The organism is Flammeovirgaceae bacterium SG7u.111 (genome assembly GCA_034044135.1).
Classification (GTDB): Bacteria; Bacteroidota; Bacteroidia; order Cytophagales; family Flammeovirgaceae.
Genome location: CP139021.1, coordinates 5763947 through 5783928 on the forward strand (window position 1 = coordinate 5763947; position 19982 = coordinate 5783928).

At 41.5% G+C, this 19982-nt stretch carries 16 protein-coding genes; 2 read left to right on the plus strand and 14 right to left on the minus strand.

The annotated features are described in order from the left end of the window. Positions 1–81 precede the first annotated feature (81 nt). The 6 genes from R9C00_22365 to R9C00_22390 all read right to left on the minus strand — a co-directional run bounded on the left by R9C00_22365 (position 82) and on the right by R9C00_22390 (position 9519). Positions 82–1053, minus strand: a complete 972-nt coding sequence (locus tag R9C00_22365; protein WPO34448.1) for a phosphatidylinositol-specific phospholipase C — start codon at positions 1051–1053, stop codon at positions 82–84. 23 nt (positions 1054–1076) lie between these two features. Then, the gene (locus R9C00_22370; GenBank protein WPO34449.1) at positions 1077–2597 is read right to left on the minus strand and encodes a RagB/SusD family nutrient uptake outer membrane protein; all 1521 of its coding nucleotides are present in this window, start codon (positions 2595–2597) and stop codon (positions 1077–1079) included. A 37-nt stretch (positions 2598–2634) separates the two neighbouring features. Next, a complete protein-coding gene (locus tag R9C00_22375; GenBank protein ID WPO34450.1) occupies positions 2635–6051 on the minus strand; it encodes a TonB-dependent receptor in 3417 nt (1138 codons plus the stop codon). 424 nt (positions 6052–6475) lie between these two features. After that, complete coding sequence (locus R9C00_22380) at positions 6476–7522, minus strand: FecR family protein (protein ID WPO34451.1); 1047 nt, start codon at positions 7520–7522, stop codon at positions 6476–6478. 171 nt (positions 7523–7693) lie between these two features. Further along, complete coding sequence (locus R9C00_22385; GenBank protein WPO34452.1) at positions 7694–8296, minus strand: RNA polymerase sigma-70 factor; 603 nt, start codon at positions 8294–8296, stop codon at positions 7694–7696. 188 nt (positions 8297–8484) lie between these two features. Further along, on the minus strand, positions 8485–9519 hold the full coding sequence (locus R9C00_22390) for a GNAT family N-acetyltransferase (GenBank protein ID WPO34453.1): 1035 nt from the start codon (positions 9517–9519) through the stop codon (positions 8485–8487). A gap of 295 nt (positions 9520–9814) precedes the next feature. Here R9C00_22390 and R9C00_22395 point away from each other — a divergent pair, with 295 nt between their 5' ends. Next, complete coding sequence (locus R9C00_22395; GenBank protein ID WPO34454.1) at positions 9815–10066, plus strand: hypothetical protein; 252 nt, start codon at positions 9815–9817, stop codon at positions 10064–10066. 56 nt (positions 10067–10122) lie between these two features. Here the strand turns inward: R9C00_22395 and R9C00_22400 are convergent, their stop codons facing one another. The 7 genes from R9C00_22400 to floA form a co-directional block, all read right to left on the minus strand. Then, complete coding sequence (locus R9C00_22400; GenBank protein WPO34455.1) at positions 10123–10620, minus strand: metallophosphoesterase family protein; 498 nt, start codon at positions 10618–10620, stop codon at positions 10123–10125. Continuing rightward, a complete protein-coding gene (gene holA / locus R9C00_22405; GenBank protein WPO34456.1) occupies positions 10617–11639 on the minus strand; it encodes a DNA polymerase III subunit delta in 1023 nt (340 codons plus the stop codon). Before holA ends, R9C00_22400 begins: the two co-directional genes overlap by 4 nt. A 197-nt stretch (positions 11640–11836) precedes the next feature. Then, complete coding sequence (locus tag R9C00_22410) at positions 11837–14104, minus strand: tetratricopeptide repeat protein (protein ID WPO34457.1); 2268 nt, start codon at positions 14102–14104, stop codon at positions 11837–11839. A gap of 125 nt (positions 14105–14229) precedes the next feature. Next, positions 14230–14553 (minus strand): DUF2752 domain-containing protein, encoded by a 324-nt coding sequence (locus tag R9C00_22415; protein ID WPO34458.1) that lies wholly within the window; start codon positions 14551–14553, stop codon positions 14230–14232. Between the two features lie 2 nt (positions 14554–14555). Next, positions 14556–15053 (minus strand): RDD family protein, encoded by a 498-nt coding sequence (locus R9C00_22420; GenBank protein WPO34459.1) that lies wholly within the window; start codon positions 15051–15053, stop codon positions 14556–14558. Positions 15054–15135: 82 nt separating this feature from the next. Further along, on the minus strand, positions 15136–15816 hold the full coding sequence (locus tag R9C00_22425; GenBank protein ID WPO34460.1) for a hypothetical protein: 681 nt from the start codon (positions 15814–15816) through the stop codon (positions 15136–15138). A 120-nt stretch (positions 15817–15936) separates the two neighbouring features. Continuing rightward, positions 15937–16941, minus strand: coding sequence for a flotillin-like protein FloA (gene floA / locus R9C00_22430; GenBank protein WPO34461.1), 1005 nt, complete (start codon positions 16939–16941; stop codon positions 15937–15939). Between the two features lie 400 nt (positions 16942–17341). Here floA and ispG point away from each other — a divergent pair, with 400 nt between their 5' ends. Beyond that, positions 17342–19321: a (E)-4-hydroxy-3-methylbut-2-enyl-diphosphate synthase gene (gene ispG, locus R9C00_22435; protein WPO34462.1), complete on the plus strand. Its 1980-nt coding sequence runs from the start codon at positions 17342–17344 to the stop codon at positions 19319–19321. 149 nt (positions 19322–19470) lie between these two features. Here the strand turns inward: ispG and R9C00_22440 are convergent, their stop codons facing one another. Then, on the minus strand, positions 19471–19848 hold the full coding sequence (locus R9C00_22440) for a hypothetical protein (GenBank protein WPO34463.1): 378 nt from the start codon (positions 19846–19848) through the stop codon (positions 19471–19473). Between the last annotated feature and the right edge of the window lie 134 nt (positions 19849–19982).

Consider the following 19982-nt stretch of genomic DNA (forward strand, 5'->3'; position numbering starts at 1 on the left):
AGTTTTTTCAATGAAAAAGAGCGGAATACTCCGCTCTTTTAAGTTTAGTGTTGTTTGATTGGATATACATTTCTCAAAAACTTATTGGAAATTTGATTGAACTATCAAATTATTCTTGGTTGACTCTGCAAAATCCATTACCAAAATCCCAAACCTCCCGTACTTTTGAGGTGTGAAATAGCCTTCTATTTTGGGGTTGATAAAATTGGAAACAGTAGGGATACTAGGGATACCAAACCAACCAGGCTTGTAACCACTTTCAAAATTGATATATAATTTATCCGAACTGTTTGCCTTTGCCTCGTTTAACAAGCCTTCTACATCGTTCCATTTATCATTATTATTAGGCACAGTATACTTGTCTTGTACTTTGATGTTAGCTTGAGAAGTATTCATCTCAAAAGTGGTATTGTCTTGCCATGCCGAAGCGTTTATTCCTTTGGGAATATTACTTGCACCAAACCTCCTTAGCAATACAATTTTACCCCTCACATCTTTCAAAGCGGGCACATTTTCGGCTAAGTACCACCTGTTAGGATTGGCAGCTACGTAGCCATCAAAAGTAGCTTCAAACGACTGGGTATTTCCTTCGTCTGTATGCTCTTTTTTTACTGACATAATGATGGTTTCAGAAGGATTTGCATCTAGAAAATTGAAGCAATAGTTCAACACATCGTCAAAATTCATTTGCTGATAAACCACTCCATGATGGATGGTAAATGAATCATAGTAATGCCTACACCTTATGTCCAAAAAACGAGTGCCACTTTCTAGCTGTTGACCAATAGTAAGGTCTTGGCATTTGGCTGTACCCGATAAAATTGCGTGATCGAACCTAGCTCCCGAATCGTGAGTGCCTGGTATAGTAAATTGGGATAGTATTAAGTTGCCATCTATCGCCCCCATCCAATTGGATAAAGAATAAACCGCTGACTTATGCTCATTCGAAAACTCTTCCTCTTGCCCAATTGTATTAGGCTTGATCTCATCCTCTTGGCAGCTCTGCAAAAGAACTAGTGCTACCAAGAGGGTTTTTAATAATTTTCTCATCATTCAAGAAAAGAACCTTTAGCTACTTACCAGCCTGCGTTTTGACTTAATACACCCTTGCTAGCTTCCACTTCGTGAGGAGGAATAGGCCATACGTGGTGAATAGCTGGGTCGAACTGTGGTCTTGCTGGCCAAGCTTCGCTGCCGTCATGTGCATGCAATGGTTCAGCATAGGCAGCATCGGCATCGCCCCATCTTACCAAGTCAAAGTGCCTGTCGCTCCACTCACCAGCTAGCTCACACCTTCTTTCATGCTTAAGATCAGCCATGGTCGCACCTGACTTTGGTGCTAATCCTGCCCTTTCCCTTACCATGTTCAATGGCGCGTCTCCATTTTTTCCATCGGCTATCAATGCTTCCGCTTTTATCAGCAATACTTCAGAGTACCTCATCAAAGGTACGTTCAAGTCACAAGTAGGCTTGTCACCGTTAGGGTTTACTCGCGCCTCGCTGCTGAAAGGCTCAGTGTATTTTCCGAACATATAGCCCGTAACGTTATTTGAAGTTTGTGTCCAAGTAAAGTCTTCTCCAAAGTAATTGAAGACCGTTCCTTCTTTAAAAATAGTCACATCTCTTCTTGCATCACCAGCTTCGTATTCGTCAAACAGCTCTTTGGTTGGTTGGTAATAGCCCCAGCCGTTGTATTTGCCCCAACCTTTGTTTTCGAACATTACTCCAGGAAGAATGCTACCTGTAAGCGTATTGGAAACTACTGACCAAATGTACTCTTCGCTCCAGTTGTTCGCCGAGGTAAATACACCCCTATAATCGGCAGCCGGATTACCTGTTTTTATCAAAGAATGTTGCCCAGAACTAATCACTTTATCAGCAGCTTCTACAGCTTTGGCATATTTAGAGGCATCATACTGAGCCCAGTAAAGATAAGTTTTAGCCATAAAAGCGTTGGCAGCATGCTTATGAGCCCTACCTCTATCGGCAGCGCCATAGCTGCTGAACAACGGAAGTAATTCACTCGCTTTTTCAAATTCTGAAATGATGTATTCGTAGTTGTCAGTTACGCTTTCAGCTCTTGGAATATTAAACTCAATCAAATTATCCCTATCAACAATAGGTACACCCGCTTTGCTATCGCCATACCTATAGGCCAAATCGAAGTACATCAGTCCAGACATAAAATAAGCCTCGCCTAATGCCCTATTTTTAAGAGCAGGATCAATACCTTCCATCTGTGGTACGTTCACGATAATATCATTTGCTCTTTTGATGATTTTGTATTTGTTACCCCAGATATTTCTGGTATATCCTTCATTTCCTGTACAAATGAAATTTTTCATTTTATCAGGATCAGCCTTTACCCTACCTGTTACCATATCATCACTCGCATTGATGAACCAAAAATACCCTCTTCCGTACATATCGTCCCATGTGAGTGGCTCGTACATCCCGTTCAAAGCAGCTATTACATCAGCTTCGTCTTTCCAAAAGCTACCTGAAGATGGACCGCCTTGAGGATCTAGCTCAAGAAAGTCTTCGCTACAAGAGGTAAATAGAAACAAGAATAAAACTATATATTTAATCAATTTCATGATGTTATTTTTTTTAAATAGTGAATAACTAAATAGCCTAGAAGCCAAGGTTTAAGCCAACAATAAAGCTTCTTGACTGTGGGTATCTGCCCATATCAATACCATGGTTTACAATAAGCTCAGGGTCCATTCCAGAATAGTCTGTGAAGGTGAGAAGATTGGTACCTGTGAAGTATAGCCTAAACTTCGAGATTTTGGCTTTTTCCAACACAGTAGCAGGAAGGTTGTAACCAATGGTAAGGTTTTTTAGCCTGAGGTAAGAAGCATCTTCCAAATACCAATCTGATTCTGTTCCGAAGTTGTTGTTGTTATCGTTAAGAGAAAGCCTTGGTATATCAGAACCTGTGTTTTCAGGAGACCAAGCACCTTTGATATCAGAAAGCATGTTATAGCCTTGGGTAGGTTTGAGCGTAGAGAATTTCAAGCCGTTGAAAACAGTTACGTCACTCACACCTTGGAAAAACATGGTGAGGTCAAAGTTTTTGTATTCAAACCTGGCGTTGAATCCATAAGAAAACTTAGGGAATGCGCTTCCTTTGAATACTTTGTCTTCGAGGTTGATAGCACCATCGCCATTTTGGTCAATGAATTTCAGGTCACCTGGCTTAGCCAAAGGTTGGATAAGGTTTCCTTCACTATCCTTGTAGTTATTAATCTCCTCTTCTGTTTGGAAAATACCGTCTGTTTCTATCAGATGGAAAGAATAAGCAGGCTGACCAACATCTGTTCTCAAAGGCTGTAAAACGCCTCTCACATTATCGCCGTGACCGATACCTCCTTCAAAGTCTTTACCCAACACTAGCACTTCATTTTTTATGCTGGTAATGTTGGCAGATAGCTCATACTTAAATGCTTTTTCAAACTCCCTGAAGCCTAACGTCAACTCAAAGCCTCTGTTCTCCATTTCACCCACATTTCGGATAGGACCATTACTAACACCTGCTGTTCCATTTACGGGAAGCCTGAGAAGCATATCTTTGGTAGTTTTTACAAAATAATCGGCCGTAAAAGACACTTTAGAATTTAGCATTTCAAGGTCAATACCAAGGTCGCTTTGTACTGTAGTCTCCCACGTTTTGTCAGGATCGATCAATTCGTCTATTTTGTACCCAAAGTAGTTATCGAACGATGCCGGGTCTCCAAGGAGTGACCTTGTCCTTACAAGAGGCACCGTATAATAATCTCCAATAGCTCCTAAGTTACCAATTTCACCCCAGCTAGCCCGAAGCTTCAAGTCATTGATGATAGACACATCTGACATGAACGATTCATCAGAAATTCTCCATGCGGCAGATACCGAAGGGAACACACCAAACCTTTTATCTTTAGCTAGTTTGGAAGTACCATCTCTCCTCACTATACCTGTAAGCAGGTATTTATCTTTATAGCTATAGTTAAGCCTAGCCAATGCTGAAGTCAACCTATTTTCAGATGCTCCTCCGTTTACTCTCAAGTTTTCAGATCCATTTTGCAAATACCTAAGGCTTGCATCTTCCCTATCAAAACCTCTTGCGGAAGCTGAGAACCATTCATTTGAGTTCATCTGAACTGTATATCCTGCTAAAATATTGAAGTTGTGAACACTATTGATCGTCTTATCATACGAAAGCGTATTTTCAAACAAGGCGATGGTAGTGTTGCTGCTGCTTTGGTCTAGCTGGTTAAAGTTGAAGATCTTACCCGGCTCTAAAATTTTGCTTGTGAAGTTTTTAGCATTTTCATTGATCCTAGTGAGGCCTCCGTTGAACTTATAGCTAAGCCCTTCTATCACTTCATAGTCCAAATAAACATTACCATAAAATGTAGTAGTAGGTCTTCTGTGGTCAAGTCTATCAAGCGAAGCCACTGGGTTGATCAAGTCACCGTAAGAACCTGCATAGGTAAGGTCACTTCTTGGAGTAACACCGCCGTATAGCCCAGCTTCTTCATCTTCCCACACGCTTGCACTTGGAGGGTAGTAAATAGCGGTAATAATTGCACCAGTATAACCAGAAGTAGTGTTTGCACCGTAGTTACCATCAGTATACGACATAGAGAAATTCTCTCCAACAGTTATTTTTTTGCTTAGCTTATAAGAAGAGTTTAGCCTCAAAGAGAACCTTTCCGATTCGGTATTTTTCAACGTACCTTCTACTTTTCTGTAGCCAAGTGCCGTATAATAGTTGCCTTTTTCAGAACCACCGCTCACCGAAAGGTCATAGTTTTGCATCGCCCCTGTCTGGAAAACTTCATCCATCCAGTTAGTTCTGGTTACCAAACCATCAGGGTTTTTAGCAGGGTCTATATAATCCCTTCTCGAATCATCAGCACCAATACCTGCATTATCAAAAGCAAGGTTCATTACGTCTGCATATTCTTGAGCATTCAAAGCATCTAGCTTTTTCCACACTTGCTGCGTACCAGCGTAGGCGTCTAACGTTACTTGAGGTTTAGAAACACCACCTTGCTTGGTCTCTACCAAAATTACCCCAGCAGAAGCCCTTGCGCCATAAATAGAAGCAGAAGCAGCATCTTTCAAAATGGTTATTTTGGCAATATTCCCAGGGTTTGGCATTGGAGCATTTACCACACCATCTACTACATAAAGAGGTTGTTCCTCGTTAAGCGTACCTACACCTCTTACCCTAATCAAAGGAGCGGCGGTTGGGTCTCCACTCGTGTTTATCACAGTTACACCTGCAACATTTCCTTGCAACACATCACCCACATTGGTAATTGGACGAGAAGCAATTTCTTTCACCGCTTTCACATTTTCAGCAGCTCCAGTCATATTTTTCTTGTCAACAGAACCATAACCTACGATCAATACTTCTTCCAACTGCCTCAAATCGGCTACAAGGGAAATATCAAAAGAAGTCTGGTTTCCTACTTCTATTTCTTGGGTAGTGTATCCCACAAAAGCAATGATAATGGAAGAACCTTCTTCTACCGACATTTTAAATTTGCCATCAAAATCAGTTACCGTTCCAATGGTAGTTCCTTTTACCAAAATACTAGCACCGGGAATTGCCGAACCATCAGCAGCATCTTTTACAGTACCAGTGATCGTTATTTCTTCCGTAACCTCCATCACCTTCGGGGTATTCACTTTCTTCAAAGATGGCTTAACCACTATTTGGTCGTTGATGCGCTTGAAGCTCACTTTTGCATCAAGAGCAATTTTTTCCAATACTTTCTGAAGGTCTGTGTTTTTACCATCTATGTTCACTTTTGCCTTCAAAGGAATTGTGCCTTTTTCGTAGGCGAAAGTAAAATCGGTACGAGATTCAATGATCCCAAAAGATTTTTTGAGGGAAACATCGCCTTCATTTATGGTAACTATTACCTCGTGAAGTTTTTGTGCTTTTGCATGGTCAGAGGCAAAAACAATCGATATCATTAGTGTCTTTATGATGAGCCCAAAAAGCAAGTTTCTGGATATTTTTAATAGTTTCTTGTTAAAAGTTTTATTCATGATTTCATTAGTGATGTGAAAGATCTTAAGTTTGAAGATGCAGCCAGCAGTACCTTCATTAGCGTGTTCGAGTACTGATTCTGGTCTTGTTGAAATTGGGGTGCCGCGCAGGCATCCCTTTTTTTGTACCCTGATTTTAGTTCATAAGCAACATCAATGTTTAAGTGAAAGACAGTATTATTCAGTTATTTTTATCCATGAGCTCTCAATGGGAATAGACGATTCTATTCCTGTTTTTTGATTCAAAACTTTCCGATAAGGAACAGCAGTAACTGTTCGAATTTTACCTTTCGAAAAATTTCTATTCTAAAAAAAAGCTGTTAGTTTTCTTCTAAAAACTGAGATAGTACAGTGCACCTTTTCAGCTCTATAGCAAGTATGTTAAAGCAACTGAAAACCAATTAAAATAAACCAATCTTCAGCTCTAGCCACACCCTTTCCCACTGAAAGTGATTATCCCTTCGCTATCTTTTGTATACTCCAGTGAAGTAGCGTATTTTAATACTTCAAGCACATTTTTAAGCGATTCATTTTCAAAAGACGCTTTAATCAAACAAGCCCTGAGCGCTGGGTTTTGAAAGCGTATTTCTACTCCATACCAGTCTTCTACAACCTTTGCCACATCGCCTAAGGAGTCATTATCAAACAATAAAATATTATCCCGCCAAGCTATCATTTTGCTTAAATCGACCGATTCAAACACTTGCCCTTCTTTGCTTTTTTTATCAAAAACATAGCAATCCATAGGCGACAAAATCTCAGGGCTCCTATTGTTAGAATCTATTTTGTTATCAACTACTTCCACCCGCCCCTCTACCAAGGCTACTATGGCTTGAGGCTCTTGGGGAAAAGCCCTTACGTTGAAGCTCGTGCCCAACACTTTTGTACTTACTGTATTTGTTGTTACAATAAAAGGTTTTTTCTTATTCTTCGTCACCTCAAAAAAGGCTTCGCCCTCCAAAATAACTTCTCTGGTATCACCCTTCAAAAAATCCTTTCTAAACCGAATCTTACTATTGGAATTCAATTTTACTTTACTGCCATCTTGCAAAATGTAAGTCACCCTCGCTCCTTTTGGGGCGAACTTTTCTTCCCAAGCCAGCTCTATATTTTTCTCAGCATTGAAATACATATTGAAAACAGATACTCCTATAAGTAAAAACACCGCGATGGAAGCCGCTACCAAAAATGGTTGGTTTACCGACCAAACTCTCCTTGAAACTGCCTTCTTTTCCAGGCTTTTTACGCTCGTTTGATAGTTCTCTATTTTCTGCCTGAGCTTTCTCTGCCCTCGCTTTATATCATAAGAAGAACCTTCCCTTTTATGCTCTAGCCAAATCTTGCTTACCTTCGCAAAAAATTCTTTGTCATCCCCATCTGCTTTTATGCTCGCCCGCAATTCTTCCACCTCTCTTTTCGATGCTTCTTTCGATAAATATTTTGAGATCAATAACCGTAGTCTATCTTCCATGTAATTCCTGTTTTCAGCTTAAAGACAAAAAAAGGAACTACGATTGACTATCGAGGTAAGTAAAGTTAATGTAAACTATTATCGAGATTAGTATGAATGAAAAGTGGGGAATATGACCATTACAAAACATGTAGGACTGACAATTATCAGCATTCTTTATAATAGCCATTATTACAGCGGAAGGGGAAAATAAACGAAAGCCATAGAAAGACTTATGATCCCAGGAAGTAACTCTGGGGCTTTCTCAGTTATATATTTGTTGGCTTTAGTCAGTTGATTATGAACGGTATGAACTGATATAGAAAGGGCATCTGCTATTTCTTGGTACTTAAAACCTTCTAACCTATTCATGGTAAAAATAAGCCTGCGCTGGGGTGGCATGCTTTTGAGCATGTTATTAACCGCCAAACTTAGCTCTTCGTAGTCCAGCAGGGAATCTGCATCGTTTTTTGAAGCAACACTTAGCTCATTATCCAAAGAACTTACGACATGCTTGTTATGCTTTTTTAAAAAATTGAGACTCTTATTTTTTGTAGAAATAAAAAGGTAGCCTTTGATATTGCTTTCAATGGATAATGCTCCTCTTTTCACCCAAAGCTCTAAAAACAAGTCAGATACGACCTCTTCTGAATGATATTCGTTGTCCAAAAACAACTCTGCAAACTCACATAAAGGCTGGTAGTATTTTTCAAATAATCCATCTAAGCCTTTTTGGTCACCACTTTTCAACAGCTCGATGCAGCGTAAATCAAAGCCATTTGTATTTACTTCCATAAATTCGTCTTGGATGAGTCAATAAATACTTTTTTGAGATGAGCAAAAGTATCTAACCCACTCCTAGAAACGAGAAGGAAAGTAATTAAGATAACATGAATTTTTTTGGTAGAATGCAAGGTGTAAATAAAGAAGGGCTTCGGATATACTCCGAAGCCCTTCTTTCAAATATGATACATGGCTAAGTTCTAAGCCAAGAAATGTCTTACATCGAAATAGACCAAAGCATAAGTTTTCCCTTTGGTATCGGTCACCCTTACCAAGCCCTTATTGCCCATAGGGAACGAGAACTTCAGTTCGTATTCCTCATCACTGTGCATCGGCTCTATATTCACAAAACGGTGGTTTTTGGTCACCATGTTTTGCTTAAAGTCCATCTGCCAGTTTATCTGCTTCAAAATATGCCTGTTCGATATTTTCTCCGAATCTCTTTCTTCTGCCTTTATGATAAAAGGAACATAAAAAGGATTGAAAACAGATTTATCGAGCAACGCATTTATATGAATAGTACTTGTAGTATGATGAAGCGTGAACCCTTCTTTCGTCCAAAGCTTTTGTACCGCTATATTTTCAATTTGTGTAATAGTGCGAATAAACTCTATTCCCTCCCGCTCTTTTAAAGCGTAGTTTTGAGCATAGCGCATAATGTCGGTGAACAATCCTGTCCTCCTTTCAGAAGGCAATACACCGTATAATATTCCTTTTACCTTCCCTTCTGTCTCAAAGTTAAACGTTCCAAAGCCAACGGGCTTGTCCCCTCTTCTCACTATCCAACATAGCCTGTTCGGATCACCCTCAGCATAGCTTTGCATCCAGTCCATATACCCCTCGGTCACATCTTGGTTATCGAAAAACGGATTCACACGGTAGTGGTTCACGTAATTCCCAAATGTTTCTCTCACCAAAAAATTCAAATCTTTGTGCTGCTCCAGCCCTGCCAACTCAAAAGTGACATCCTTATTTATCAACTCTTGCTCTCCAACACCCGCCAAATCTTTGTGATAATATGCCAATGTATCGGTCACAATAAACGGCATCGCCAACTTCTCAAAGCTAAGTATCTCACTCAATTTTGGGGTAGGAAGCCTTACAATTGCCACATCTACATTGTTCTCAACTATCTGGGACACAATACTTTGATACTCAACCTCGTCAATTCTTGAGCGGTAAATATTCAGACCAAACCTATTACTATCCGGCTTGTGGTGTTTCAAGTAATTCATATGTTTTTTAGATAGAAGGGGATTAAGAAAAATCAAAAAAAACTGTGGAAAGCTAGCCAAATGACGATGGTAACAAGCAGAAGGCTACCTATCAAATTAGCTGGAAACCTAGCTTCAATCCTCAGCAATTGGCAATTTTAACAATGATTCTATGATTTTTTATGTTTTTTTTGAATTTGTTTGGCTATACTCTTGGTAACCACTGCTTTTTTTTAAATTTCATTTCACATATAGGATAAAAAAGGCTAGATTTGCAGCCTTTAAATCTGATAGTTCAAAATTCATTTATAGAGCAATGGCAATAACGAGACTTAAGCGTAAAGCAAAGAGAAATAAATCTAGGGCAAAGAATAGAGTAGAAACCATAAAAAGGTTAAATGCTAAACCTGTTATCAAAAATGTTGATATCGAGGATCTAAAGAAAGATTTCGCCCCAGTAGCAGAGGAGAAGCCAGCAAAGAAAAAAGCTGCCCCTAAAAAAGAAGCAGCACCAGTTGCTGAAGCAAAGGAAGCTCCTGCTAAAGAAGAGAAAAAAGACGAAGAGTAGTAGAACTCGACGTAACCACATAAAAAAGGCTGCCTTTCTAAAAATGGCAGCCTTTTTTATACCCTAGCCCCTAACTCCACCACTTCCATATTAGAAATCTTCCCCACATTAAGCTCAAACCTTATCAGCGTCCTTACCTTATGGAAGCCCTGAATGCCAGCAGCTCCTGGGTTTATATGCAAAAGCCCTCGCTTTTTGTCAGGTATCACTTTCAAAATATGCGAATGCCCACAGATAAAAATATCGGGCTTTATCTTATCCAACTGTTCCCGAATCTCTGTGGTATATCTAGGCGGATAACCACCAATATGCGTCATCCAAACTTTCTTCCCTTCGCAGTCAAAAAGTTGGTTTTTAGGGCACTCCACCCGAAGATCCTGCCCATCTATATTCCCAAACACCATCCTAACAGGCTTACCTGTAGCTACCAGCTGCTTAGCCACATCCAATGTACCAACATCCCCGGCGTGCCATATCTCGTCGCAGGGAGCAAGGTAGCGAAGTATAGCCTCGTCCATATACCCGTGGGTATCAGAAAGCAATCCTATTCTCATGTATGCAATATCTTAAAGGTGAGTTCTTTCAATACTTCGTGGCTATCCGTCACGCTATCCACCCCTTTTGTCTGCAAGTCTGCTTTGTGCAAAAAGTGGATAATATTCATCGTTTTGGAAAGGGGATAATTTTGGGCTGCTTGCTGATATTCTTTCAAAAAATAAGGATTTACCTTCAGCAGTCTAGCCAATTGGTCTCGCTCCATAGTTCGGTTGTGGTGCAAGAGCAATATCTTGGAAAAGTACGAATACAGCATAGAAACCACAGGAATAACAGGGTTATCCTTAGGATTTGATTGAAAGTATTTGATGATCTGGTTGACCTTAAATACCTTTTTGAGAGCAAGTGCCGATTGCAATTCAAACACATTATATTCCTTGCTTATCCCCACATGTTTTATCACCATGTCCTCGTTGATCTCCACAGTGGAATTATAATTCACCAGCAACTTCTCTACCTCGTTGGCTATCCTGTTCAGGTCATTCCCAATAAACTCAGCCAACATCAGCGCAGCCTTATCGGTAATTCCATGCCCAATATCTTTGCAGTGCTGCGTCACCCAACCAGCCAACTGGTTTTCGTACAGCTTTTTGGTTTCCACCACCACCGCATGCTTGCCCAGCACCTTCGAAAGCTCGCTTCGCCCATCCAGCTTTTTGTGCTTATAGCAAAAAACCAATATGGTAGAAGGAACAGGGTTTTTAGCATAATCTACCAAATGAGCCTGCGCATCCTTCTTCCCAAAATCTTGGATTTCCTGCGCCTCTTTCACCACCACCACTTGCCGCTGTGCCATCATCGGAAACCGGCGGGCACTGTCAACCACCTGCACCAGCTTCACATCCTTTCCATACACCACCGTCAGGTTAAACCCCTTTTCCGATTCCTTCAGGGCATTTTCTTCCACATAATCCGCCAGCTGGTCTATGTAAAAAGGCTCATCGCCGTGCATAAAGTACAAGGGGGCATAGTTGTTTCCCCTCATGTCCTTCAATACTTCCTCTGGTTTTTTCGCCATTTTTTTCTCAAATAAACAAATTCAGTACTTTCTCTTACGCTTATCATTTGGGCGCACTCACGCAAACCCCGCCCCGGGTGGTCAAGCCGCCCATCGCACCAGCCATTTCGGTCTTGCCCTACCCTCTTTGCCCAGTGCGCAATTCGTTCAACATTCGAAAACGTAGAGACGCATTGAATGCGTCTCTACGTTTTTTTCTAATTCATCCCTTTCGCAGCATCCAGCATTTGCTGGAACTGCGGCTGATCAGGGTACATTTCTATCAGTTTTTTAATATATACCTCAGCCTCTTTGTTCTTTTGGATTTGAAGGTACAAGCCAGCTATAGCATAGTTGATATCTGGCGAATTAGGATCTAATTCTAGCCCTCCCAAAAAAGCTTTTTCCGCATCGGCATTTCTGCCAAGCTGCTGCAAAGCCAAGCCCCAATTGTAATAAATCCTTGGGTTATTGCCCACTAGCTTAGCCCCTCTTTCCAAGAAACTCACGGCTTGCTCCATCCGTTTCATTTCCGCAAGCAACAGCCCCATCGAATAATAGGCTGGTCCGTAGCTCGGCTCTTGTTTTATCACATCTTTCAGCAAAGCCATCGCCTCTTCGTTTCTGCCTTGCCTATTGTAAAGGTGCGAAAGATTGATCCTTGCCGGGTTGAAAAGCTCATCCAGCTCAAGGGCTTCTTTGTAAGCAGCTTCGGCTTCGGCAGGCCTTCCTTGCCGATCATGGTACTGCCCAATAGTCATCTGCCCCGGGGCAAAATCCGCTCGTACGTTCAGCATAGTTTTATATTCAGGCATCACTTTTTCTATCTGGGTCTTCAGCTCTGGGCTGACCTGGTCCAAAGGAATTTCGAGCAAACCGCCCATAGCCGAAACTCGTATCGAACGAAGCGAATCGTTCAAGTGTTTGGTCAGATGCTCGTACCTCAGCTCCTGTGGCCAATCGTACATAGAATGAATGGCAGTATGGCGCACATAAGAAGCTTCGTCGTCCAATGCTTTTATCACTTCATCCATCGCTTTCTGATCGGAAATTTGGTTGAGGTAATGCACCGCCGTAGCCCTTGCAATGTCTGGTTGAGATTTATCGTTGAGCAACTCAACCAGCTCTTTTACCGCCTCGGGCGAGCGTGTGCTGCCCTTGGTAAGCGCATCCGAAAAATGCGGGGCACGCTCATCGCCGTACCATTCTACCACCTTTTCGGCAGCCCATTGGTCGGTCTGATCTTCGTGGCAGCCCGTACAGGCATTGGGCGTCCCAAACTCCACCGACTGATCGGGGCGAGGAATCCTAAAACTATGGTCACGGCGGAAATCGTTGCCCATATACACCCTGCCAGTCATATGGCAGCTCACGCATTCGGCACTTTCCGTTTGCATAGGGTGAAAATGATGCTCTGGCGTATCGTAATCTTGGGAAACATGACACTGATTACAGACCATATTCCCCTTAAATTTCAGTTCTAAACTATGAACATTGTGACAGTTAGAGCATTTCACATCGTTGTGGTACATTTTGCTCTGAACAAATGAGCTGTACACATAATCTTCGTCCATGATCTGCCCGTCGGCAAAGTACAGTTCGTCCCTCAAAATCTCTGGAAAATAATCATCCCTAAACTTATCCCCATTTTCAAAGCCGTTTACATAATGCACCCTCCTGGAGTGACAACGAGCACATTCTTCTACCTGCTCTTCCGAAGTAAGGCTAGAGGTCAAGTGCAAATGCGCTTCTGCATTGTAAGGATCATTTTCATTGAAATTGGGCGAATTGACAAACTCCACATGCTCTTTCCCCGGGCCGTGGCAAGCTTCGCAGCTTACGTTTATGATGGAAAAAGTAGTGTTGAAAGAGTTGGTTTTATCATCGTAGTTTTTCTTCACATTGGTAGAATGGCAATCTGAACACATCGTGTTCCAGCTTAGGCCACCCTTCGTCCAGTGAAGCCATTCTCCTGTAGAAATTTTCAGGTCTGGGTACAAATCATACCACTTGTTTTCCAAGCAATCCCATGCTGTACGCAAACATTGGTAGTGACCATTGGGGAAAGCGACGATGTATTGCTGCAAAGGATGTACGCCAAACGTGTAGATAATTTCGTAATCGTAATATTTGCCATCAGGCCCTTCGGTATTTACCATAAACTTTTCTCCATCGCGGAAAAACCTTGACTTCACCCCTTGACTTTCAAAGGTCACGTCGTTAAAATCTGCCAACACCGAAGAATCGTTAGCCTCCATCATGGCTTGGTCATGCTGGGAGCCTATCCAGTCTTCAAAAGCCGACTCGTGGCAAGACTTACAAGATTCGCTCCCCAGAAACGAAGGATCGTTATCCACTTTCACAAAAGGCTTATCTTCTTTTTTCTCTTCTTGACCACAGCTTACCAAATAAGCTGCTTCGATAATAAACAAAGCGGGTATAATCAGGTAAAAAAATATGCGACCTGTTTTAGAAATACGAGGCATTTAGTTTGTTTTTTAAGGGTAAACCTGAAGTTAAAATTCATTTTCATCTATCAAAACAGGTGTTGTTTTGATTTCGGGATAAATATACCTCAAAAAAGAGCATTTCTGATTTCAAGCCAAAAAAATCACATTTTCACCACAAGGTTCACCACCCAAAGTACAAGTAGCAGAGGCAAAATATTTTTGGAGAGGAAGCGCTGCAAAAGGGAATAAAGCCGAGGCTTTAAGAAATAGCTTGCAAGCATGGCAAGGATGAGCGCACAAATAAATGGACCTAGGGGATGATAAGCAAAAGCATCGCCAAAATTAAGGGAAAGAGTACTTAGGCAGCTGCGGGTCATACCGCAAAGCGGGCAAGGGATACCTGTGAGGTTCTTAAAACCACAACTCCATCCCAGAACTGGGATGGAGCGGAAAAAATCAGTTTCTACAATATCAATGAGCCTCATCTTTATTTGGCTTCCGCAGGTACTACTTTCGTATTACAAATTTTGTCATGCCAGCCCCTTTTTTCATTGTCCCAAATCACCCACAAAAAGCCGAGGAAACAAGGAATATAAGATAATATATAACTAAAATATCGACCAATAGCTGTTCCAATACCAATTGGACCACCATCATCGTTTCTTACAACTTTGATTTTCACAGCCTTTTTACCCAAGGTCGCGCCGTCAGCATATACCCACATTCCCACATGATATACTATTCCAAAAAAGGTCGAAATTCCCATCAAGGTATAATAATCTGGTCCAAATATACTCATCGGATCCATTGGATCTTCTGGTTGCATAGTCCAAGTTCCAAACATTGCATAAGTTATTACTGCCTGTACAGACCAAAGAAGAATGCCATCAATAATGATCGCCGCCAACCTCAGTCCAAAACCGACATTATTTTCTGGACCCAAATTTTCTGGATTTCCTTCAAAATCTAATAGTTCGTCTTGCATGAGTGTGATAGGTTTTAAAAATGATAGATATAAGTTATGATTAATATTTTACTGCTGCTCTACAGCTTCAACGTTTGGTACTTTAATAGCGCTGGTTTTCTAGAATGTCTTCATAGGCAACATAAATGGCGATGCCACTTACGGGAATTGTGACCAACAAGCCTATACCCAATACAAGAGCTCCTGCAAAATTCAACAAGACCAATATAATTACAAAGCCAAAAACGCTCCACCAGTTCTTTGTGATGAGCCTGCGGCTGTATTCCATCGCGGGCCAAAAATCTTGGTTTTCGAAGTAAATAATGAGGGAAACAAACACATAGCATACTCCCAAGAAAATGCCGGGAATAATCAAAAATACGCTTCCAATAACCACAAAAATACCGACAATCAAGCCTCCCAAAAACAACTGAAGGACTGCATCGAACCCCCTAAAAAAGTCTCCAAACTCATATGGTTCATCTCTTGATATTTTGCGGGCCATTATGGCATAGCCAACTCCAAGGGGAGCATTGATGACCAAAGCACCAAGCGACCCTAAAAAAGGGATAAAGTTCAAAGCCAATTGAATTACCATATAGAGAAGGGCAAACCCAATAAAGTAACCAATATTTTGTTGGAAAATATCGAAGGCTTTACTTATGTAATCCCCCATTCTGAATTCATAGCCATCGCGGATTTTTTGTTCTATTCGCTGTTCGAAAGAAAGTAAATCGGAGTCGTCCTCATTGAGGAAATCATCAAGTATGTCGTCTTCTTGCATAAGTGTTAAGTTATTTTTTTAGTAAAGAATGAATGTGTAGAGCAATTAAAAAGGCTCGGTTGTACCGAGCCTAAAGGATAATCAAGGAAAATCGGTTCATAACTTCTTTATGCCGTTATGCTATTTAGATGAATCATCATCTGAACTTTTCTTCTTCTTAGGTGTATCTCCGGTATCAGCAACGGAAGCCCTCATATCGGTATCTGCTTTTATGTTTTGCATTTTGTAATAGTCCATAATACCCAAGTTTCCACTTCGGAACGCATCCGCCATCGCCATTGGTATTTGCGCTTCTGCTTCTATCACCTTAGCCTTAGCCGACTGCGCCTTCGCTTTCATTTCCTGCTCAACTGCAACCGCCATTGCTCTACGCTCTTCAGCTTTGGCTTCGGCCACTTTCAAATCGGCATTTGCCTGATCTATTTGGAGCGTCGCGCCTATATTCGATCCAACATCTATATCGGCAATATCAATAGACAAAATTTCAAATGCTGTTCCCGAATCCAAGCCTTTTTCCAATACGAGTTTGGAAATTTTATCAGGGTTTTCCAACACATCTTTGTGCGACCTAGAAGAACCAATGGAAGTTACAATTCCTTCTCCTACTCTTGCCAAGATAGTTCCTTCACCAGCGCCACCAACCAACTGGGCAATATTAGCTCTTACGGTCACCCTTGCTTGGGCTTTCAGTTGGATACCGTCTTGCGCCACAGCAGAAACGACAGGCGTATTGATTACTTGCGGGTTCACAGAAATCTGAACTGCTTCAAATACATCTCTACCCGCCAAATCGATAGCAGCTGCTTGTTTAAATGAAAGCTCAATATTAGCCTTATCGGCAGAAATCAATGCTTTGATAACCGAAGGCACATGCCCACCTGCCAAATAATGCGTTTCCAAATCAGCGGTGGTCAATTGAAGACCCGCCTTGGTAGAAGTAATCAGCGATTCGACAATTAACCTTGGAGGCACATTCCTCAAACGCATAAAAGCCAAAGGAACCAATCCGACATGAACTCCTGAAACTATGGCCGTTACCCAAAGTTTCACTGGAATCACGTAAAGGAAAAAGAATATTGCGATGATTATCCCGGCTGACCAAAGCAGAACAAGAGTTAAATCCATGAATATAGTAATATTTTGTGTTTTGCACGGTAATAGCAACTTGCTAACCGTTGTTTAATTAGTTAAAAGCACGGGGATAATAAAGAAAAAATAGAATCTCCCGATTTGGATTCTAATGTAATAATCTTCTTTGGAATAAGCACACCTTTCAGAAAAAAATAGGGTAAAAGGAAGGTTTAAGTTTAATGACGTAGAAGTTTGACCTAATGTTTAAGTGCAAGTAAAATTTCTTCCTGTTATTTTCTAAAACCCTATCTTCTCCAGATCAATGTAGAAAAATATCCAACATCAACAGCTAATTTTTGTTGTTTGATTTGAAATACTTCCATTATACTAAAGGAACATATTGAATAAAGCTTGAAGGCTTACTAACTTCGCCACTTCAAACAATCTCAAATCCATGGAATCATCAAAGGTTATCCACCCTTATAAATATTGCAACAGTCTGACATCCTACCAGCGTAGGGAAACCATAGAGGTGAAAATTGGGGACATCGCCCTTGGCGGAAATAATCCTATCCGAGTTCAGTCGATGACTACCGTCGATACCATGGACACCCTCGGCAGCGTAGAACAGACCATCCGCATGGTGGAAGCTGGTTGCGAATATGTGCGGATCACCGCCCCAAGCATAAAAGAGGCGGAAAACCTCGCCAATATCAAAAAAGAACTCCGGGCTAGGGGCTACAATGTCCCTCTCATAGCCGATATTCATTTCACCCCCAATGCAGCCGAACTTGCTGCCCGAATAGTGGAAAAAGTGCGGGTAAACCCAGGCAACTATGCCGATAAAAAGAAATTCCAAGTAATAGAATACGACGATGCTTCGTACCAGACCGAGATTGATCGGATCAGGGAAAAATTCACCCCACTGGTAAACATTTGCAAGGAACATGGAACAGCGATGCGGATTGGCACCAACCACGGCTCTCTTTCCGATCGAATTTTGAGCCGCTATGGCGATACGCCCATCGGAATGGTGGAATCTGCCTTGGAATTCCTCCGCATTTGCGAAGACTTGAACTACCACGACATCGTACTTTCCATGAAAGCCAGCAACACACAGGTGATGGTACAGGCTTACAGGCTTTTGGTACAAAAGATGGACGAAGAAGGATTGAAGCCTTATCCGCTCCACTTGGGTGTAACCGAAGCTGGCGATGGCGAAGATGGTAGAATAAAATCTGCGGTGGGCATAGGCACATTGCTGGAAGACGGCCTGGGCGACACCGTTCGCGTTTCCCTTACTGAAGAACCAGAATTTGAAGCGCCCGTAGCCGCTGCGCTTATCAACCGCTACACCCAAAGAGCCGAGCTTTCCAAACCAATTCCAAGCTTAGAAGACAGCCCTAAAAACCCTTTTTCTTATGCTAAAAGAGAAAGTGCAGAAGTACTTTCGGTAGGCGGGGGAAATGTGCCCAGAGTTATAGCCGACTGGAGCAAGGTTAGCGAAACGGAAATGAAAGACCTGAAAAACGTAGGTCACCATTACCTGTCCGAACTGGATAAATGGGCAATGGGCGAGCAAGGTGGTGATTTTATCTATACAGGAAAAACACCGTTGCCTTTTATGCCACCTAACGGTCTCAAGCAAATTATTGATCATGCTGGCTGGCTGGAGTTGGATGACAAAGACAATAGTTTTCCATTACTAAGCAAGGAAGAATTAATCAACGAAGCGCCTCTACACCATCAGCTGAACTTTATCACTTTGAGCCTTTCAGATTTTGATCCGAAGCTTACGCAGTTACTTGAATGGCGAGATAATTTGGTGATTTTGCTTTCTACCGAAAACGAACATGCCATGCCTGAGCTGCGCAAGGTATTTTTCGATTTGATGGATAAGAAACTAAAAACTCCAGTAATTGCCCAACGAGATTTTGTTCCGATGAGTGATGATAAATTGCAGCTTTTTGCCGCTACGGATGTAGGTGGATTGCTCATAGATGGTTTTGGCGATGGAATCATGCTCGGTACTTCCAAGCTTGAAACTTTAGCCAAAGAAGAGCTCCTTAAAAAAATCACTTCGCTCAATAGTCTTTCCTTTGGCATTTTGCAGGCTGCCCGTACCCGCATGACCAAAACGGAATATATTTCCTGCCCTTCTTGTGGAAGAACCCTGTTCGACCTGCAAGAAACCACAGCAATGATCCGCAAGCGTACCGACCACCTCAAAGGGGTAAAAATTGGGATAATGGGCTGCATAGTGAACGGACCTGGGGAAATGGCCGATGCCGATTATGGCTACGTAGGCTCTGGAAAGGGAAAAATCACCCTCTACAAAGGTCAGGAAGTGGTGAAGCGTTCTGTCCCTTCGGAAAATGCCGTGGACGAACTTATCAACATCATAGCCGAAGGCGGCGATTGGGTGGAACCGTAGTTTAGAGGTCAGGTGTTGTGTTAGAAACGTAAACTTTCTCAGGTTATATCAAAAGAAAGATTATACCTTTTCTTTTTCCACAAAAAATGCCCATCTCCAATGGAAACAGGCAAATTACTTTTATCAAATTTAAGTCAAGTGCTCATCAATTAATGGCTCTTGGCAAACTTCCTATTATGGTTGATGTGCTTAGGAAAAGTAGATTCTCCTTTTTCTCTCATCACTAAGCTACCAGCTTCACTCGGCATGTGAGTAGCCTTATGAAGTTTATGGTTGTTTTTCTTAAAATCATTTGACCTAGGCGCTACGGAAATAGTTTCTTTCTGAACAACTATAGGGGCTACTGCACCTTTTAATTTATGGTTATAAGCCAAGTAGCTTCCACTTTTTTTGCTTTTGGTCACAGCCTGTCCTTTTTTAGGTTTTTCCCCTTTATTATCCTTTCCTTTTTCTGGTTCAGTTCCGTTAGCCAAAGCTAGGCTAGCTCCTAAAAAAGTAATAGCAATAATCATTATTAACTTTTTCATAATTATGTGTTGGTTTAGGTGAACTGTGACCTCAGTGCTTGTTTTCCAAGCCAAATATCAATATTATTTCGAGATCACTATTTATTACTTTTTGATTGATGATATAAAAATATTGCTTTCTATTTATATATAAG